Origin of the sequence: Streptomyces sp. DH10 (genome assembly GCF_029813805.1) — a bacterium.
GTDB classification, from domain to species: domain Bacteria; phylum Actinomycetota; class Actinomycetes; order Streptomycetales; family Streptomycetaceae; genus Streptomyces; species Streptomyces coeruleofuscus.
In genome coordinates, this window is the sequence record NZ_JARVKU010000032.1 from 26,919 (window position 1) to 43,802 (window position 16,884).

At 74.1% G+C, this 16,884-nt stretch carries 12 protein-coding genes and 1 tRNA gene; 10 read left to right on the forward strand and 3 right to left on the reverse strand.

Going from position 1 to position 16,884, the window contains the following annotated elements:
- Window positions 1–388: 388 nt before the first annotated feature.
- The 7 genes from QC385_RS39910 to QC385_RS39940 all read left to right on the forward strand — a co-directional run bounded on the left by QC385_RS39910 (window position 389) and on the right by QC385_RS39940 (window position 7,524).
- Window positions 389–757: a hypothetical protein gene (locus QC385_RS39910; protein WP_279546309.1), complete on the forward strand. Its 369-nt coding sequence runs from the start codon at window positions 389–391 to the stop codon at window positions 755–757.
- Between the two features lie 136 nt (window positions 758–893).
- A complete protein-coding gene (locus tag QC385_RS39915) occupies window positions 894–1,514 on the forward strand; it encodes a bifunctional DNA primase/polymerase (protein WP_279546310.1) in 621 nt (206 codons plus the stop codon).
- A tRNA-Lys gene (locus QC385_RS39920) sits at window positions 1,505–1,578 on the forward strand. The genes QC385_RS39915 and QC385_RS39920 overlap by 10 nt, the downstream gene beginning before the upstream one ends.
- Window positions 1,579–1,748: 170 nt before the next feature.
- Window positions 1,749–2,750: an AfsA-related hotdog domain-containing protein gene (locus tag QC385_RS39925; RefSeq protein WP_279546311.1), complete on the forward strand. Its 1,002-nt coding sequence runs from the start codon at window positions 1,749–1,751 to the stop codon at window positions 2,748–2,750.
- Between the two features lie 7 nt (window positions 2,751–2,757).
- Complete coding sequence (locus QC385_RS39930) at window positions 2,758–5,409, forward strand: AfsR/SARP family transcriptional regulator (RefSeq protein ID WP_279546312.1); 2,652 nt, start codon at window positions 2,758–2,760, stop codon at window positions 5,407–5,409.
- Window positions 5,410–5,595: 186 nt separating this feature from the next.
- Window positions 5,596–6,036, forward strand: a complete 441-nt coding sequence (locus QC385_RS39935) for an SRPBCC domain-containing protein (protein WP_279546313.1) — start codon at window positions 5,596–5,598, stop codon at window positions 6,034–6,036.
- A 228-nt stretch (window positions 6,037–6,264) separates the two neighbouring features.
- The gene (locus QC385_RS39940) at window positions 6,265–7,524 is read left to right on the forward strand and encodes an FAD-dependent oxidoreductase (protein WP_336621348.1); all 1,260 of its coding nucleotides are present in this window, start codon (window positions 6,265–6,267) and stop codon (window positions 7,522–7,524) included.
- Window positions 7,525–7,849: 325 nt separating this feature from the next.
- Here the strand turns inward: QC385_RS39940 and QC385_RS39945 are convergent, their stop codons facing one another.
- Together QC385_RS39945 and QC385_RS39950 are read right to left on the reverse strand one after the other, a co-directional pair.
- The gene (locus tag QC385_RS39945; RefSeq protein WP_279546314.1) at window positions 7,850–9,088 is read right to left on the reverse strand and encodes a cytochrome P450; all 1,239 of its coding nucleotides are present in this window, start codon (window positions 9,086–9,088) and stop codon (window positions 7,850–7,852) included.
- Between the two features lie 123 nt (window positions 9,089–9,211).
- Window positions 9,212–9,628 carry a DUF4260 family protein gene (locus tag QC385_RS39950; RefSeq protein WP_279546315.1) on the reverse strand — a complete coding sequence of 139 codons (417 nt, stop codon included), beginning with the start codon at window positions 9,626–9,628 and terminating at the stop codon, window positions 9,212–9,214.
- A 321-nt stretch (window positions 9,629–9,949) separates the two neighbouring features.
- Here QC385_RS39950 and QC385_RS39955 point away from each other — a divergent pair, with 321 nt between their 5' ends.
- On the forward strand, window positions 9,950–10,726 hold the full coding sequence (locus QC385_RS39955; protein ID WP_279546316.1) for a thioesterase II family protein: 777 nt from the start codon (window positions 9,950–9,952) through the stop codon (window positions 10,724–10,726).
- Window positions 10,727–10,908: 182 nt separating this feature from the next.
- Window positions 10,909–12,762, forward strand: a complete 1,854-nt coding sequence (locus QC385_RS39960) for a 1-deoxy-D-xylulose-5-phosphate synthase N-terminal domain-containing protein (protein WP_279546317.1) — start codon at window positions 10,909–10,911, stop codon at window positions 12,760–12,762.
- A 312-nt stretch (window positions 12,763–13,074) separates the two neighbouring features.
- Here QC385_RS39960 and QC385_RS39965 read toward each other — a convergent pair whose 3' ends face one another.
- Window positions 13,075–14,634, reverse strand: coding sequence for an MFS transporter (locus QC385_RS39965; RefSeq protein WP_279546318.1), 1,560 nt, complete (start codon window positions 14,632–14,634; stop codon window positions 13,075–13,077).
- Between the two features lie 260 nt (window positions 14,635–14,894).
- On the opposite strand from QC385_RS39965, the gene QC385_RS39970 reads away from it, so the two are divergent.
- Complete coding sequence (locus QC385_RS39970) at window positions 14,895–16,832, forward strand: HAD-IIIC family phosphatase (RefSeq protein WP_279546319.1); 1,938 nt, start codon at window positions 14,895–14,897, stop codon at window positions 16,830–16,832.
- The last annotated feature ends 52 nt before the right edge of the window (window positions 16,833–16,884 follow it).

The window sequence follows — 16,884 nt, forward strand, 5'->3', positions numbered from 1 at the left end:
GCCGCCGGAGGCGGCCGATGAACACAGCCCGGACGGGTGGGAGGCGAATCACGCGGTGCTGGCGCATCTCGCGGAGCACCGGGTGGCATGGCGGCCATGAACCGCCCCAGCGGCCACACCTGCCCCCGACCCACCCCTCCGCCGACCGGAGACCGGCACGCCGCCGGAGGCGGCCGATGAACACAGCCCGGACGGGTCGCGGTGCCGGCGCAGCCGGCCGGACATCACGTGTCCTGGCGGCCGTGACGAACGCCGGGGGTGTCGCGGCCGTACCCACTACCGCGATGCCCACTTGCGCGCCCGCGAGACAATGGACGGTGGCCCACTCCACCTGGGGGTGCCCCCGCACACGGGGGAGGGTCAGCGCGACGTACGAGAAGGAGATGACATGGCGGAGCCCACGCCGCGTCGGAACGAACCGCGGCTACGCCCCGCGCCCCTGCTCTTCGAGCCCGCGGAGGCGGCCTCGGACCCTGAGCACTTCTTCGACCTCGAGTCGATCGACGATCCCCGCGCCCTGCTGTCCCGCGCGACGGAGCTGACGCTGGCGTTCCGGGCCGCGGCGGACCGGGCGGTGGAGTTCCAGGCGATCGCGGCGGCGCAGCTGGCCGATCCGCGGCGGTTCGACCGGCTGACGACCGCGGACATCGCCGAGCGGGCCGAGTGGACCGAGGACTACGCCAAGAAGATGGTCGAGTTCGGACGGGACCTGCTGCGGGGCGGCGGCGAGGGCCGGGGGCCCGTCGACCCGGTCTGAGACCCGGGGGCTCCGCCGCCTCGCCGATCTCCGTGGCATATGCCAGGCGGGCAAGATACTGCCTCCCACCCCCTCCTGTCCCGATTTCCCGCAACCCTCGGGAACCGCGCGTTCACGGCCGGTAGACATTGACGCCATGAGCAGCGCATGGAACGCCTCCTATGTCACCCCGGACGGGGCCGCCTGGCTCGCCTCGGCAGGAACGTATCCGCGGAGCACGCTCGCCCTCTGGGACGAGCGGCCGGGCGCACCGGTCGTGCTGCCCTGCGGTTCGGTCTTCGACGTCGTCAGCGCGCCCGCGATGTTCGGGCGGCGGATGCTCGACCGGCTGTGGGACGACGGGCCCGGCTCGGGGCCGGTCGCGGAGTTCAGGGGCCGAATGCTGCTGTTCGCCGCGCCCGGCACGGCCCAGCGGCTGCCCGCGCTGCTGGAGTGGGAGGAGTGGGGCGCGGGCGGCCGTGCGAGGCCGGTTCCCCCGCTGCTGTGCCACGGCACGGGCGACGCCGTCACCGTCCCGGCCGCGGCCGTGTCCCCTGCGGGGGTGGATTCCCCCTCCAGGCCGGCTGTTTCCTCCGGGGCGTCCGGCCGGGCCGGGGCCCGGTGGCTGGTCGCGCCGGACTGCCGGCAGCCCTGGCTGCCCGGACCGGAGGTGGTGCTGTGGGCGGCTGTGCGGGCGGCTCGGGACGCTGTGCGGATATCGATTTTTCCTCCCTCCGATCAGGGTGCTAACGTCTACGACGTCAGTAGGCGCCGCTAGCTCAGTTGGTTAGAGCAGCTGACTCTTAATCAGCGGGTCCGGGGTTCGAGTCCCTGGCGGCGCACAGACGGTGAGAGGCCCTCCGCCCAGCGGGGGGCCTCTTCGCGTGCCCGTGACCGTGCGCGCGTATGAAATCGTCATATCCAAGCCATGACGGCGAGGATTCACCGCGGACGGACGGTGCCGGAGACTCGAACGCACCAGGGGACCCCGGACACGTCGCGGAGGAATCGCATGGACACCGTTCTCGCGCTCTCCCGCCTCTTCCTCGGCCCGCAGCACTTGGTGCACAAACCGGACAGCCCCGAGGCCTTCCTGCTCGACGCGGGTACGCCCGTGCGGCAGAGCTTCAGCTTCGCGACCGAGCTGCCGGACCGGCACCCGCTGTTCAGCGACACCACGACGCCCTTCCACGACCTGCTGTTCCCCGTCGAGGCGCTGCGCCAGGCCGCGCTGTTCGCGGCGCGGCAGTACTTCCGGGTGCCCGAGAAGCGGATCACCGCCGTCTCCGCCACCGGTGTGGAGATCACCGACGTGACGCCGTGGCGGCGCATCGGCGAGGGCTCGCGGCTCACCCTGGACCTCGCCCTCACCCCGGTCGACGTCGTCACCGGCGTGCCTCGTGGCCTGGAGTGCGAGGCGGCCGTGTCGATCGACGGGCGGCGCTGCGGCGCAGCCGACACCCGGCTCGTGTTCCTGAGCCCCGGGGTGTACCGGGGGCACCGGGAGGCGGGGCGGCGGCAGAGCGAGCAGAGCATCGCCGCCGGGTGGCTTGTCGAGCCGGCCGGTGTTCCCGCGCCGGAACAGGTCGGGCACCGTGACCCTCGCCATGTGCTCGTCGCGCTGTCGGCCGAGGGCGAGGACGGTGACGAGGAGCTGCTGTTCCCCGTCGACGGGGAGGCGGCGCAGGCGGTGCTGGCGGACGGCTCCGGCGAGGTGCCCCCGGCGATGTTCCTGGAGGCGTCGCGGCAGGCGGCGCTGCTGGCCGCCGCCGAGCTGCACGGCTTCGTGCCGTCGCACGCCCTGCTCACCCGGTGGCAGGCCGCTTTCCGCGGCTTCGCCGAGCCGGGTCTGCCGCTGTACTGCGCCGTGGGCGCGGTGAGCGGTGCCGACGGCACGCGGCCGGCGGCGGACCGGGACGCGGCGGGGCGGCCGTCGGCGCGGCTGGGGCTGACGTTCCGGCAGGGTGACCGCGAAGTGGCCCGGGTGTCCGTGACCGTGCTGCAGGACTGTTAGGCCGGCCATGCGCTTCCGCGTCCTCGGGCCGGTCCGCATGGTGCCCGCCGCGCCGTCCGCGGCCAAGCCCCGGGCGGTACTCGCCACGCTGCTGGTGCAGAGCAACAACGTGGTGTCCACGCACACGCTGATCGACGAGCTGTGGAACACCGAGCCGCCGCGCACGGCCACCACCACCCTTCAGGTCTACGTCTCCCAGCTGCGCAAGGCGCTCCTCGACGGCACCGCGGACGGGCAGCAGCCCCTGATCACCAGGCCGCCCGGCTATCTGCTCCGGGTCGCCCCGGACGACCTCGACCTGCTGGTGTTCGAGGCGCTGCGCGAGCAGGGGCGGGCGGCCTACGGGCGCCAGGAGTACGACGAGGCGTCCCGGACCCTGGAGCGGGCGCTGGCGCTGTGGACCGGGCCGGCGCTGTCCGGCATCCCGCACGGTCCGACCCTGGAGACGTCGGCGATACGGCTCGACGAGCTGCGCGCCGAGGTGCTCGAGCAGCGCATCGCGGCCGATCTGCGCCTGGGGCGCCACCAGGAGCTGGTGGGCGAACTGATGGCTCTCGCCCACGACCACCCGCTGCGGGAGACCGTGCACTGTCACCTGATGGTGGCGCTGTACCGGTCGGGGCGGCAGTCGGACGCGTTGCAGGTGTACCACCAGGCGCGCCGCGCGCTCGTCTCCGAGCTGGGGGTCGAGCCCGGGCCGGTGATGAGCCGGCTCCTGGAGCGGATCCTCGCCTGCGACCCGGCGCTGTCCTGGCGCGGCGGCACCGGGAGCGGGCGGCCGGCGGCGCGGCCGGTGCGCGACGAGCCGGTGGTGTGGCTGCCGGCGCCGGTGGGTGACTTCACCGGCCGGGCGGCCCAGCTCGCGCTGGGAAGGCGCTTCCTGCACGGGGAGGGGCCCGTTCCGGGCCGCGTGCTGGCCGTGTCCGGTCCGGCCGGGTCCGGCAAGACCACGCTGGCCGCGCGGCTGGCGCACGAGACGGCGGACCGCTTCCCCGACGGACGCGTCCTGCTGCTGCTGCGCGACGCGGGCGGCCGGGCCCTGACCGCCGAGGCCGCCGTGGCGACGCTGCTGCGGCGGCTGCGCGGGGAGCCGGAACCCGGTGCGGACGGGCCGCCGGCGGAACCGGCCGAGCCCGGCGAGCTGCTGCACGAGCGGACCAGGGGCCGCAAGATGCTCGTCGTCCTGGACGACGCGGTGTCCGAGGCCCAGGTGCGGCCGCTGCTCGCGGCGCTGCCCGACAGCACCGTCGTACTGACCAGCCGTCATGCGCTGGGCGCGCTCGAAGGGGTGCAGCATCTCGTCCTGGACGTGTTCGACGCGGACGAGGCCCGGGATCTGCTGCTGCGCTGCGGCGGTCCCGCGATGCGCGAGGACCCGGCCGCCGTCGCGGAGACGGCACGGCTGTGCGGCAACCTGCCGCTGGCGCTGCGGGTCGCGGCCGCCGGGCTGGTGGCGCGGCCGCACTGGACGGCCGCCGACCTGGCGCGGCGCCTGGCCGACGAGCGGACCCGGCTGGGCGCGCTCGCGCTCGGCGATCTCGACGTACGGGGCAGTCTGCTGACGGCCTATCGGGACGTGGGCGTGCCCGAGCGTCAGGCGTTCCGGCTGCTCGGGCTCGCTCCGCTGCCGGACTTCGCGCTGTGGAGCGCGGCCGCGCTGCTCGACTGCGAGCCGGCCGAGGCCGAACGGTACGCCGAGGAGCTGGTGCGCGCCCAGTTGCTGGAGGCCAGGCCCCGGACGGGGCGTCTGACGCCGGTGCGCTACGGGTTCCATCCGCTGCTGCGGGCCCTGTCGCTGGAGTTGCTCGGGCAGGGCTCGGCGGCGGCGACCGGCCGGCTGTGCCGGGCGTTCCTGGCACTCGCCCGGCACGCAGACGCACGGCTCGCGCCCGGCCGTGACCGGCTGGTGGAGCCGGTGGCGCCACCGGCCGGGATCCACCCGGAGGAACTGGTGGGGGCGGCGCCCCTCCAGTGGTTCCAGGAGGAGTCGGCCGGGCTGCTGGAGGCGGTGCGGCAGGCGCACGCGACGGGGCAGTGGGGACTGTGCTGCGCCCTGGCCTCGGCGGCGGCGGGGTACTACGAGGCGGGCGCGCTGTGGGACGACTGGGAGTCCAGTCACCAACTCGCCCTGGACGCGGCACGGCAGGCCGCCGACACGCGCGCGGAGGCCGTGGTGCTGTGCTCGCTGGGCGACCTGGCGTGGCAGCGGCGGCAGCCGACGGCGGCCGTCGACCGTTACCGGCTGGCCTGGCACGTGTTCACCCGTGAGGGGGACCGCGCCTCGGCCGCTCGCTGCGTGTCGGGCGAGGCGGACGTCATGCTCGGCCAGGGCCGGGTCGCGCGCGCCGAGCGCGGATACGTACGGGCGCTGACGGCCGGCCGCGCCGCGGGCGACGAGCGGGGTGCCGCGAACGCCCTGCGGGGCCTGGCCCTGGTGGCCTTGCGGGAAGGACGCGCCACGGAGGCGCTGAGCCGCCTCGCCGAGTACGAGGCGGCTGCCGGCCGCGCGGGCGACCGGCGCTGGCAGGAGTACGCCGTACGCCTCACCAGGACCGTCACCGAGGCGAGAGCCGCGGCCCGCGAAACGGAGCTGGGGACCGCGCCCCTGGAGGTACGCCCGGGTGTGTGGCTGCTTCCCGCGCATCTCACGGGCGGGTGAGCGGCCGGTCGCGAGGGCGCCGGCGGTGGCATCCGGCCGTGGGTGGCCGGATTCGAGTACAGGGCGCTAAAGGGACGGTTGCGTGACGCCAAAGCCACCTGTGGAGCGGTGCGTCGAGCCATTAGCGTGGCAAGCCGACCCGCCCGTGAGCGGCTCCCCGCGGGGCCGTGGAAGGAGCGCAGCAGCGTGCGCCGTATCGCGTCCGAAGTCCAGATCAGTGCCCGGCCCGAGGAGGTGTGGGCCGTCCTCACCGACTTCGAGCGGTTCCACGAGTGGAACCCGTTCCTGGTGGGGGCGGCGGGCCGGGCGGAGCCGGGGCAGCGGCTCAGCCTGCGGTTCCGGCTGCCGGGCAGCGGTCGCGAGATGGTGTTCAAGCCGACGGTGCTCGTCAGCGAGGCGCCCCGGCTGCTGCGGTGGCGCGGGCGCCTGGGCGTCACGGGTGTCTTCGACGGGCTGCACAGCTTCGAGCTGACCCCGCGCGAGGGCGGCACGCACGTCGTGCAGGCCGAGACGTTCACCGGCGTGCTCGTCCCCGTCACCGGCTCGATCATCCGGCAGAGCGAGGTGGGGTTCCGCTCGCTGACCGACGCCCTGAAGGAGCGGGTGGAGGCCACGGCCGGGTCCTGAGGACGAGGTCTGCCGCCGGCCGACGGGGGACGTGGGGCCGGCGGCAGACTCGTATCCCGGTGCGCCCGGATCGCTCCGGGCGTTTTCCGTCACCGCTGCCACCCTGACGCGCCGCCCTAAAGGGCCGCTTGCGGCCGGACCGGTGCGCGGCCGGCGTCCGCTCTGCAAGGGCCGCTTTAGGCCGCGCCGGGACCATCGGACGACCGTGTCTCCTCCGGAAAGGCAGCGATGACGATGACAGATGAGCTGACCGCGCAGGTGTGCGTGGTCGGAGGGGGTCCGGCGGGCCTCACTCTGGCCGTGGAGCTCGCCAAGCGTTCGGTCTCCGTCGTGGTCCTGGAGCAGAGTGGCCACTTCGACCGGTCGTTCCGGGGCGAGTCGGTCTCCCCCGACTCCGTGTGGCTCCTCGACCGGCTGGGGATCCTCGGCCGGCTCGACGGCGCGTACCAGCAGATGCACCGCATGGAGATCGTCGACTCGGGCAGCACCGTGCTGCGCGCCGACTTCACCCGGTTCCCCTACCCGCACCCCTACCCCGTGGAGATGCCGCAGCCCGCGCTGCTGTCGGCCCTCGCGGACCTGGGCGAGGAATCCCCGGAGCACTTCACGCTGGTGCGCCGGGCGACGGCGACCGGCCTGGTGCGCGAGGGCGACGGCCCGGTGACGGGAGTGCGGGCGCGGACGCCGGACGGCGAGATCACCGTACGGGCCGCGCTGACGGTGGCGGCGGACGGCCGCTTCAGCAAGGTGCGGGAGATGTCCGGGCTGCCGTACACCAAGATCCCGCTGGAGCGGGACGTGGTGTGGCTGAAGCTTCCCTTCCCCGAGCAGTGGGACGACCGGACGTACCGCATCCGCATCCACGGCGACCAGCACGGCCTGTTCATCCCCACCCACCCCGACAGCGTGCGGGTGGGGTTCAACATCCCCAAGGGCGGCCTCAAGGACCTGCGCGCCAAGGGCCTGCCCGCCCTCTACGAGCGGCTGGACCGGCTCGCGCCGGAGCTGTCGGACGCCGTGCGCACGGAGATACGCGGCTGGTCGGACACGTCCATGCTGGACATCTTCACCACGCTGGTGCCGCGCTGGTCGTGCCCCGGTCTCATCCTGACCGGCGACGCGGCGCACACCCTGACGCCGATCCTCGGGCAGGGCGTCAACCACGCCATCATCGACGCGGTGACGCTGGCGCCGCTGGTGCAGCGGGCCTTCGAAGCCGGCGGTACGCCGTCGCAACTGGCGCGGGCGGGCGAGGAGTTCCAGCAGGCGCGGGAGACGTCGGTGAGCAAGTCGCGCGGACTCCAGCTGCGCCAGGAGCGGCTGTTCGCGCTGCACGGTGCGGGCGGCGCCTTCCGCCGCACCCTGTACCGGGTGGTGGACCGCAGCCAGTCGCTCAAGCAGCGGGTGCTCGCGGGGGCGTACTTCCAGCTCCAGAAGCCCGGCCCGCACGTGGCGGTGCGCCAGCAGCGGCCGCCGTCGCGCGTGTGACGGCACGGTGGCCTAGGGGGTGTCCGCGAAGTCCCGTCGTCCGCCCGGAGGGCGGGCCTCGCGGCGTCCGGTGCGTGCTCTCGGCGTGCCGGGCGGACGCCCGCGTACTGGTTGTACGTGGGTGTTCGCCCGGTGCGGCGAGAGGGCGTGCCGGGCGTCGCGGGGCAGGCGGAACTTTGCGGACACGCCCTAGGGGGTGTCCGCGAAGTCCCGTCGTCCGCCCGCGAGGCAGGCGGGACTTTGCGGACACCCCCTAGCCATGAGGAAGGCCCTGCCCGTGGTCCGGGCAGGGCCTTCGTCGTGCGCTGGTCTCAGCGGCCGTACGTCACCAGGTGACGGGCAGGCGGGTCAGGCCGTGCACCATCATGCCGGTCGTCATGCGCAGCGCTTCGACCTCCTCGGCGAGCTTCAGGCCGGGGAAGCGACGCAGCAGCGTGCCGATGACGATCTGGAGTTCGGCGCGGGCGAGGGCGGCGCCGAGGCAGTGGTGCGGTCCGTGCCCGAAGGCGACGTGCTGGTTCGCGGAGGGGCGGGCCGGGTCGAAGTCGGCCGGGGAGCCCTCGGGGAAGCGGCCGGCGTCCTGGTTGGCCGAGCAGATCGCCGCGAGGACGGCGCTGCCCTTGGGGATCACCGTGCCGCCGATCTCGACGTCGTCCAGGGTGATGCGCAGCGGGCCGCCGTCGCCGATCGGGTTGATCCGCAAAAGTTCCTCGACGGCGTGCTCGATCATGTCGGGGCGCTCGCGCAGGGCGGCGAGGTGCTCGGGGTGGCGCAGCAGGGTCAGCACGCAGGTGCCGATCTGGGAGACGGTGGTCTCGTGGCCGGCCACGAGCAGGGTGATGCACATGGTGATCAGCTCGTGCTCGGTGAGCCTGCCGTCCTCGTCGTGCGCGGTGACGAGCGCGCTGATGAGGTCGTCGGCGGGCGCCTCGCGCTTGCTGTCGATGAGCGCCTTCAGGTACCCGATCATCGAGGTGCGCTGGGCGGCGGTCTCCTCGGGGGTGTGGGAGGTCAGCGACACGAAGGCGTCCGACCAGGCGCGGAAGCGGCCGCGGTCCTCGAAGGGCACGCCGAGCAGCTCGCAGATGACCATCACCGGCAGGGGGAAGGCCAGTTCGGTGTTGAGGTCGACGGGCGGCGACAGTCGCTCCATGGAGTCGAGCAGTCCGTCGGTGAGCTCCTGGATGCGCGGGCGCAGCTGCTGGACACGGCGGTTGGTGAACTCGCGCAGGACCAGTTTGCGCAGCCGGGTGTGCTCGGGCGGGTCCATCGTGAACAGGCCGCCGGCCAGCGGCGGGCTCTTGGACAGCTGGGGGGCGCCCGGCTCCACGGTGGCGGCGCGGCTGAAGCGGGCGTCGGCCAGGACGGTGCGCACGTCGTCGTAGCGGGTGACCACATAGCCCTCGTCGCCGCTCGGCAGCCGTACGTGCGCGACCGGGCACTTGTCACGTAACTCGCTGTAGACGCGGGGTATTTCGACCGCCGAAGGGCGAGGGAAGGGATAGCTCAGGGACGGCTCGGCCGTGGCGCTGACGTCGTGGGCCGTCTGCCGTTCGGTATCCATGGATGCTGCCTCCGGAAATGGGGGGTCGGGGCTCGCAGGATGCTCGCAACGCGACCTTGCGCCACGGCAAAGGCGCCCCCGCGGGGGCGCCTCGAACTGTCCGGATCGCGCGGGGCCGCGTACTCAGCGCTGCCAGCCGTCGGCCGTGCGCAGGCCGTATCCCAGTGCCCGGTCCATCGCGATGTGCAGCAGCCAGGCCAGGCCGAAGGTGAACGGCGCGGCGTTGTCGCCGGGCCCGTCGGCGAGCAGGGCCGTGACCGTCATCCACAGGACGGGGCCGATCGGCCGGTGGACGAGGTTGTACGGGCCGACCGTGCCGCGCGGCAGCTGCCCGTGCTGGTGCGGGCCGGAGGCGCCGACGAAGAACGACAGGTCGGGGGCGATGAAGCCCAGCACGCCCAGCGGGATCACCCAGCCCGCATGCTTGATCATCTCGAACACGACCCAGACCAGGAGGAACGCGCCGAGCAGCGCCCAGGCGACGCGCACGGGCCCCGACGTCGAACTGCGGGTGGCGCCCCGGAGAGTGGGGGATGTCATGGGATCTCCTCGTGGAGGGACGGCATACGGGCGCTCCATCGTGGGCGGAGGCGCTAAAGCGGGGTTTGAGCGCGTCGGCGAACGGGCCGTGCCGGAAGGGGAGTTTGGCTGTCCTTTAGCCCCCGGCCGCACTCTGCTCGACGTGTCGGCCGGGGTCCGCCTCGCAGTGGAGACGGCGTCCTCCCGGTCGGGTTTCCGCCCCGCCCGCGTGTGCCCGTGCCACGCCGGCCGGGCCTGCCCGTCCGTTCGGCCGCCGGTGAAACGCCGCGCCGCGGATCCCGCCGACACACCCACGCTGGACGGAACCCGAGGCGGAGCAAGATGACCCGATACCTGTCCCGGAGCAGCATCGACGAGGGCCTGAGCACGGACGTACGCCTGTTCTGCTTCCCGTACGCGGGCGGCGGCGCCTCGGCCTACGGGCGCTGGCAGCGCAACCTGGACGCCCACGGCGCGCGGGTCCGGGTCCTGCCCATACAGCTCCCCGGGCGCGAGGGCCGGATGGACGAACCGCGGTTCACCGACCTGCACGCCCTCATCGACGACATGGACGCCCAGCTCGACGATGAGCTGGAGTACCCGCACATCTTCTACGGCCACAGCATGGGCGCCCTGATCGCCTACTCGCTGGCCTGGCGGCGCCAGCAGCGCGGCGCCCCGCTGCCGCTGGCGGTCGTGCTCAGCGCCTACCGGGCCCCGCATCTGCCCGCACCGCAGATCGCGCACCCGGAGGCCAGCGACGAGGAGCTGATCGAGAGCCTCGCCGCGCTCGGCGGCATTCCCCAGGTGCTGCTGAACCACCCGGACTTCCTCTCGGCGCTGCTGCCGGTGGCCCGTGACGACCTGTTGCTGTGCACGGGCCGGCCGATGTCCACCACGTCGGAGCCGCTGCGGGTGCCGCTGCACCTGTTCGCGGGGCGGCGCGACCGGCTGGTGTCGGTGTCCGAGGTGGTCTCGTGGCGGCGCCACGCGGGGCGGGGCTGCGAGGTACGCACGATGCCGGGCGGGCACTTCTTCGTCCGGGCCCACGAGGACACGTTCCTGCGTGAACTGGCCGCGCTGACACGCCAGTACGCGCTGGTTCCGGTCGCCGCCTGACGGTGGGCGCACGACCGTGACCCGGACGGCCGGGCCGTGAATTCCTCACGGTCCGGCCGTTCGCATCCTCACCGTCCGGCCGTGCCCCCGTACCTGTTTCGCCGTGCCGGGCGCGTGTCACCGTGTGGACCTCACGGCCCGGGCGCACTGCCGAGATCCCAGGCCCCAGCAGGAGGTGCGCCTTGACGTCGCTGCCCCGAACGCGCAGACCGCTGCTCGACGACGTGCACGGCCCTCATGACGTCCGCGCGCTGGAGCCCGGACGGCTGGGCCAGCTGGCCGCCGAGACGAGGGAGTTCCTGCGGACGCGGTGCGCAGCGGCCGGGGCCGTGGAGCTGGGCATCGCCCTGCACCGCGTCTTCGACACGCACCGCGATGCGGTGGTGTGGGGCGGGGGCCGCCTGCGTGACGTACCGCTCGCCCACGAAGTGCTCGCCGGGAAAAGGGAGTTCACCGGCACCGACACCGGCGACCGGCCCCGGGAACGCTCGCACGCGCAGGTCCTGTCCTACGCCGGCGGGCTCGCCCGGGCCTTCCGCCTGCGCGGGTGCGCCGATCGCCATGTCGTGGTGGTCGTGGACGGCGAAGCGCTGGCGGGCGGCGCCGGCTGGGAGGCGCTCGGCGCGCTCGCTCAGGCGCCGGAGCTGCGGATCGTGGTCGTGGTGCTGGAGGAGGGCGTGCCCGCGCGTGAGGCCCTGCGCCGGGAACCGGTGACGGGCGCGGGCCTCACCGGAGCGTGGCACGCCGTGGGCAGGGGGCTGCGCGAGCTGGTGCCGGGGGGCGCCGGGCCGCAGGGGCCGTCGGCCGGTTCGCATCCGGCGGGCGGTGGGCCCGTCGCCGAAGCGTGGCACACCGTCGGCCGGGGACTGCGGGAACTCCTCGCGGCGCAGGGGCCGTCGGCGGGCTCGCGTGCGGCGGGGAGTGGGCCCGTCGACGCCGCGTTCGGGCGGAGCCCGGGCCGAGGGCTGCCGGGGCTTCTCGCGGCGCGCGGTGGGGCGGCGGGGTTGCGGATGGCCGGGGACGGGCTGGTCGACGGGGGCAGTGTGGCGGACGTCGAGGCGGCGCTGCGTGCGGCCCGGGACCTCGGGCGGCCCGTGCTCGTGCACTGCGTGACCCGCGCGCGCGGGCGGGCCGTCCCGCCGTACGAGGTGGTCCGCGCCGCACCGCTCCCCCGGACCTGGGCGTCGGTGTTCGCCGAGGAGCTCGCCCGGGCCGGCGCCGAGCGGCCGGAGGTGGTCGCCGTGCACGCCGAGGAGCGGCCCGGCCCCGAGCTCGGCCCCTTCGCGGACGCCTACCCCGACCGGGTCCTCGGCACCGGACACACCGCCGCGCACGCCACCGCCTGCGCCGGGGGCCTGGCCGCGGGCGGGCTGCACCCCGTACTTGCCGTGCCCGACGACTCGCCGGTCCGCGCCCTCGTACCGATCGCGCCGCGGTGCGGTGTGACCTTCGCGCTCGGCCGGACCGGCGGCACGGACGTGGCGGAACTGGCCCGGCTCGTCCCCGGCCTGCGCTGCGCGGCCCCGCGTGACGGTGCCCGGCTGCGCGCCCTGCTGGACACGGCGCTCGGTGTGGAGGACGCGCCCACGGTGGTGTACGTCCCCGACGGCCCCGCCGGGCCCGACATCGAGGCCGTGGACCACGACCGGGGCGTCGACGTCCTGCACCGCGGGCCGGCCGCGCACGGCGACGTCCTGGTCGTCTGCGTCGGTACGACGGCCCGGGTGTGCCTGGACGCCGCCCGGCTGCTGGACGCGCGGGGCGTCGCGGTGACGGTCGTCGACCCCGGCTGGGTCGCCCCGCTGCCCGCGCACCTCACCGAACTCGCCGCCGGACACGGCCTGTCGGTCACCGTCGAGGAGGACGGCGGCATCACCGGTATGGCGGACCAGCTGAGCCGTGCCCTGGACCGGCGGTCACCGCACCTCCCCCTGCTGCGTTTCTCCCCTCCGGCCGACGGCACCCCGCTCTCGCCCCACGCGATCGCCGAGTCGGTCGTGCGACGGCTCGGCGAACCCGACGACGTGGGGGCGTAGGCCTCCGGCGGCCGGGCCGGTGGCGTCGACGCGGAGCCCGGCATCACTGCCCGGCCCCGCCACGTCGTCCCGGCGGCGGGCGCGGTCCCAACGCATCCGCGACCCCGCTGGACGCAATCCACCGTGGTCGCACGACGGGCCACCGCGGGCAACCACGAACCTCGACCCACCCGCCGCAAGCCCGGCCACCGCCGAGCATCCCGCAACTCCGGCGGCAGCCGGCACTCGACAGTGCCCAGTCCGCACCCCGAAAACCGGTGGCCCGCCATCCGACCAGGTCGGACGGCGGGCCACCGTGGGGAACCGCGGGCGTCAGCCCACTCGTTCCGGTCGGGCCACCGGGGCGGGTTCCGTGAGGGTGGCGGTCGTCCGTGTGGTGGAGGGCCGTGCGGGTTCCTCCGTCGCCGGTGTCTCGATCACCCCGCGGCGGAAGCCGAAGACGCCGTTCAGGACGGACAGGGCGAGGAAGACCAGCAGGACCACGAAGGCGGCCTGGAGGCCGTGCACCAGGGCGACGTTCTCGCTCGCGCCGGCCGCCGCCTCCGAGGCGACCTTCTTGTTGAGCACGGTGACGCAGACGGCGATACCGAACGCGGCGCCGATCTGCGTCGAGGCGTTGAGCAGCGCGGACGTCGTGCCGGCGTCCTCGTCGGTCGCCTCGGACGTACCCACCACGGGGGTGGGGATGAGGCAGAACACGAGGCCGATGCCGAACAGCGCGGTGACCGGCAGCAGGAAGCTCCAGTAGCCGCTGTGCACCGGCATCCGGATCAGCATGACGACGGTCGCGGCGAGCGCGACCGTGCCGGCCAGGTACATGTTCCGCGGCCCGGTCTTCCCGATCAGCTGCGAGGCGGCCGGCGCCAGCACCATCAGGGCGATGCTGACGGGCAGGTACGCCAGACCGGTCTGCAGCGGGCTGTAGTCGAGCACGCCCTGCATCCACAGCGGCAGCAGGAAGAAGATCGGCATCATCAGGGCGGCCGTCAGGAACTCACCGAGGCTGCCCGCGACCACGGAACGCGAGCGGAACAGGCGCAGCGGCACGAGCGGCGCGGCGCTGCGCCCCTCCACCAGCACGAACGCCACGAGCAGGACCACGGCCGCGGCGAGGGAGCCCAGGGTGCGCCAGTCGCTCCAACCGTGGTCGCTGCTGGTGACGATGCCGTAGACGAGCAGCAGCAGACCACCGGTCGCCGTGACCGCGCCGGCCAGGTCCTTCGGCGGGCGCTCACCGGACGGCTTGGGCAGCTTGATGAGCGTGACGGCGGCGGCCCCGATGGCCAGGCCGACGGGCACGTTGATCCAGAACGCCCAGCGCCAGTCGGCGTTGACGATGGCACCGCCCAGGATGGTGCCGATGCTGGCGCCGATGCCGATGACCGCGCCCCACACACCGAACGCCTTCGCCCGTTCCTTGGCGTCGGGGAACACCGTCACCAGGATGGACAGCGAGGCGGGCGAGAGGGCCGCGGCGCCGATGCCCTGGAGCGCTCGCGCGGCGAGCAGTTGGCCCTCGGACTCCGCGAGCCCGGCGCCCAGCGAGGCGAGCGTGAACAGCGTCAGGCCGGCCATGAACACCAGGCGCCGGCCGACCACGTCGGCCAGCCGGCCGCCGAGCAGCAGCAGCCCTCCGAAGAGCAGGACGTAGATGTTCATGACCCACTGGAGGCCGGTCGTCGACAGGCCGATGGCCTCCTTGAGCCGGGGTCCCATCACGTTGACCACGGACGAGTCGATGGCGATGACGAACTGGGCAAGTGAGATGACTCCGAGCACCCACCAGCGCCGGGGGTCCGGCGGCGCGGTGGCGGCATCTGCGGACGCCTCCGCCTGAGCGGTGCGCCGCTCGGGAGCCGAGTCGGTCTTCATGAGGTCTCCTCGCATGCCGGGCCGGAGAGCCGGCGGCGACTAGGTGTTCCGGGTGGGTCGCTGGTGCGACGGCGCCGTGAGCGCGGAACGGCAGGGTGCGCGCGGGCGCTTGCGGCTCGCTGAAGCGCCCCCTTCCGGGGGCCGCCGGGCTCCGGTGCAACCGCCCCTTTAGGCGCGCTGTGAACGGTGGCCGACCACAAGGGACAGGTCCTACGGCCGTATTCGCGTGGCTGCTTCGCCACGGACGGGAGAAGACGAACGTGACCACAGCAGTGACGACCACGGAGACGGAGCGGGTCGGTCCCCTGGACCGGCTGCGCGCGCTGCACCAGGAGGGGCGCCTGGCCGAGGAGTACCCGTCGGTGCCCGGGCTCCTCGCCGAACTCATCGGCCCCGACGGCGACCTGGCGGCGCTGGCCCGGGCCGGACGGCTCCTGGCCCGCGTATCGCCGGACGCCGTGCGGGAACGGCACCCGGGCGTTCAGCCCGCGACCGTGGCGGTCACCGGGCACGGCATGCTGGACGCGCTCACCCCGGCGCTGACCGGGCAGTTCGCCCGGCACGGCATCCCGCTGCGGACCTTCGACGCGGAGTACGACTCCTGGCTGCGTGACCTCCAGGACACCACGAGCCCGCTGTACGCGCCCGGCACCGAGCTCGCGCTGTGCGTCCTGGACGCCCAGGTCGTCTTCGACGAGCTGCCGCTGCCCTGGCAGGTCGCCGACCTGGCCGCCGCGCTGGAGGCCCGGCTGCGGCAGATCACCGCCCTGGTGGCCCGCTACACCGAGCACGGGCCGGGCACCCTGGTCCTCAACACCCTGCCGCTGCTGCCCGCGCACACCCACCAGCTCGTCGACCACGCCTCGCGCACCGAACTGTCGCTGCGCTGGCGCGAGTTCAACTGCGGACTGCTGCGGCTGGCGGCCGGGCACCCGCGGCTGCACGTGGTCGACCTGGACCCGCTGGTCGCCGAGGGCGGCCCGGTGCGCGACAGCAGGCTCGCCGCCTACGCCAAGGTCCACCTGGGCGAGGAGCTGCTCGGCCGGTACGCCCGCGAGGTCGGGCATCTGGCCCGCACGCTGCGCGGCCGCGCCAAGAAGGTCCTCGTGGTCGACGCCGACAACACCCTGTGGGACGGCATCCTCGGCGACGACGGCCCGGACGGCATCGCGGCGGCGACGACGTACCGCGGCGAGGCCTTCGGGAAGTTCCAGCGCGTGGTCAAGCAGATCGGCGCGCAGGGCGTGCTGCTCGCGGTGTGCAGCAAGAACGACCGCGAGCCGGTCCTGGGCGTGCTGCGCGACCACCCGGACATGACGCTGCGCGAGGCGGACTTCACCCGGGTCAACGCCAACTGGGACCCCAAGGACGGCAACCTGCGGGACATCGCGGCCCGCCTCAACCTGGGCGTGGACAGCTTCGTCTTCGCCGACGACTCGCCCTTCGAGTGCGGCCTGGTCGCCTCCAGCCTGCCCGAGGTGGCCGTGGTGCGGCTCGACGAGGAGCCCGCGCTGCACGTGGACCGGCTGCTCGCCGACGGCTGGTTCGACGTGCGGGCGCTGACGGCGGAGGACCGGCTGCGCGCGGGCCAGTACCGCTCGGAGGCGGCCCGGCAGGACCTCCAGGACAGCGCCGGCTCGATGGAGGACTACCTGCGGGCCCTGGACATCCGTCTGGAGGTGTCCCCGGTACGCGACCACGAGGTGGCCCGCATCGCCCAGATCACCCTGCGCACCAACCAGTTCAACCTCACCACGCGCCGGCTCCAGGAAGCCGACGTACGGCGGCTGCGGACGGAGCCGGGCCAGTTGGTGCTGGCGATGCGGGCCCGCGACCGGTTCGGCGACAACGGTGTGATCGGCGCCGTCTTCGCGCACGGCGACGGTGACACCTGGACGATCGACAACATGCTGCTGAGCTGCCGAGTCTTCGCCCGCGGCATCGAGCAGGCCACGGTGTCGTCGCTGCTCGCACACGCCCGCGACAGCGGGGCGGCGGCCGTGCACGCCGGGTACCGGCCCACCGCCAAGAACCACCGGGTGCGCGACTTCTGGCCGTCCCTCGGTTTCGCCACCACCGCCGAGTCCGAGGACGGGGCCCTGGAGTTCCGGCACGACCTGACCGACGTACCGCCGGTCCCCGGGCACCTGAGCCTGACTGTCTCGTTCTCCGGCGAGACGACCGAATCCACTGTGTGAGCCGGACCTCTCCGGCCCTGACGCCCGCCCGACCCCCGGGGCGGGCGTCAGG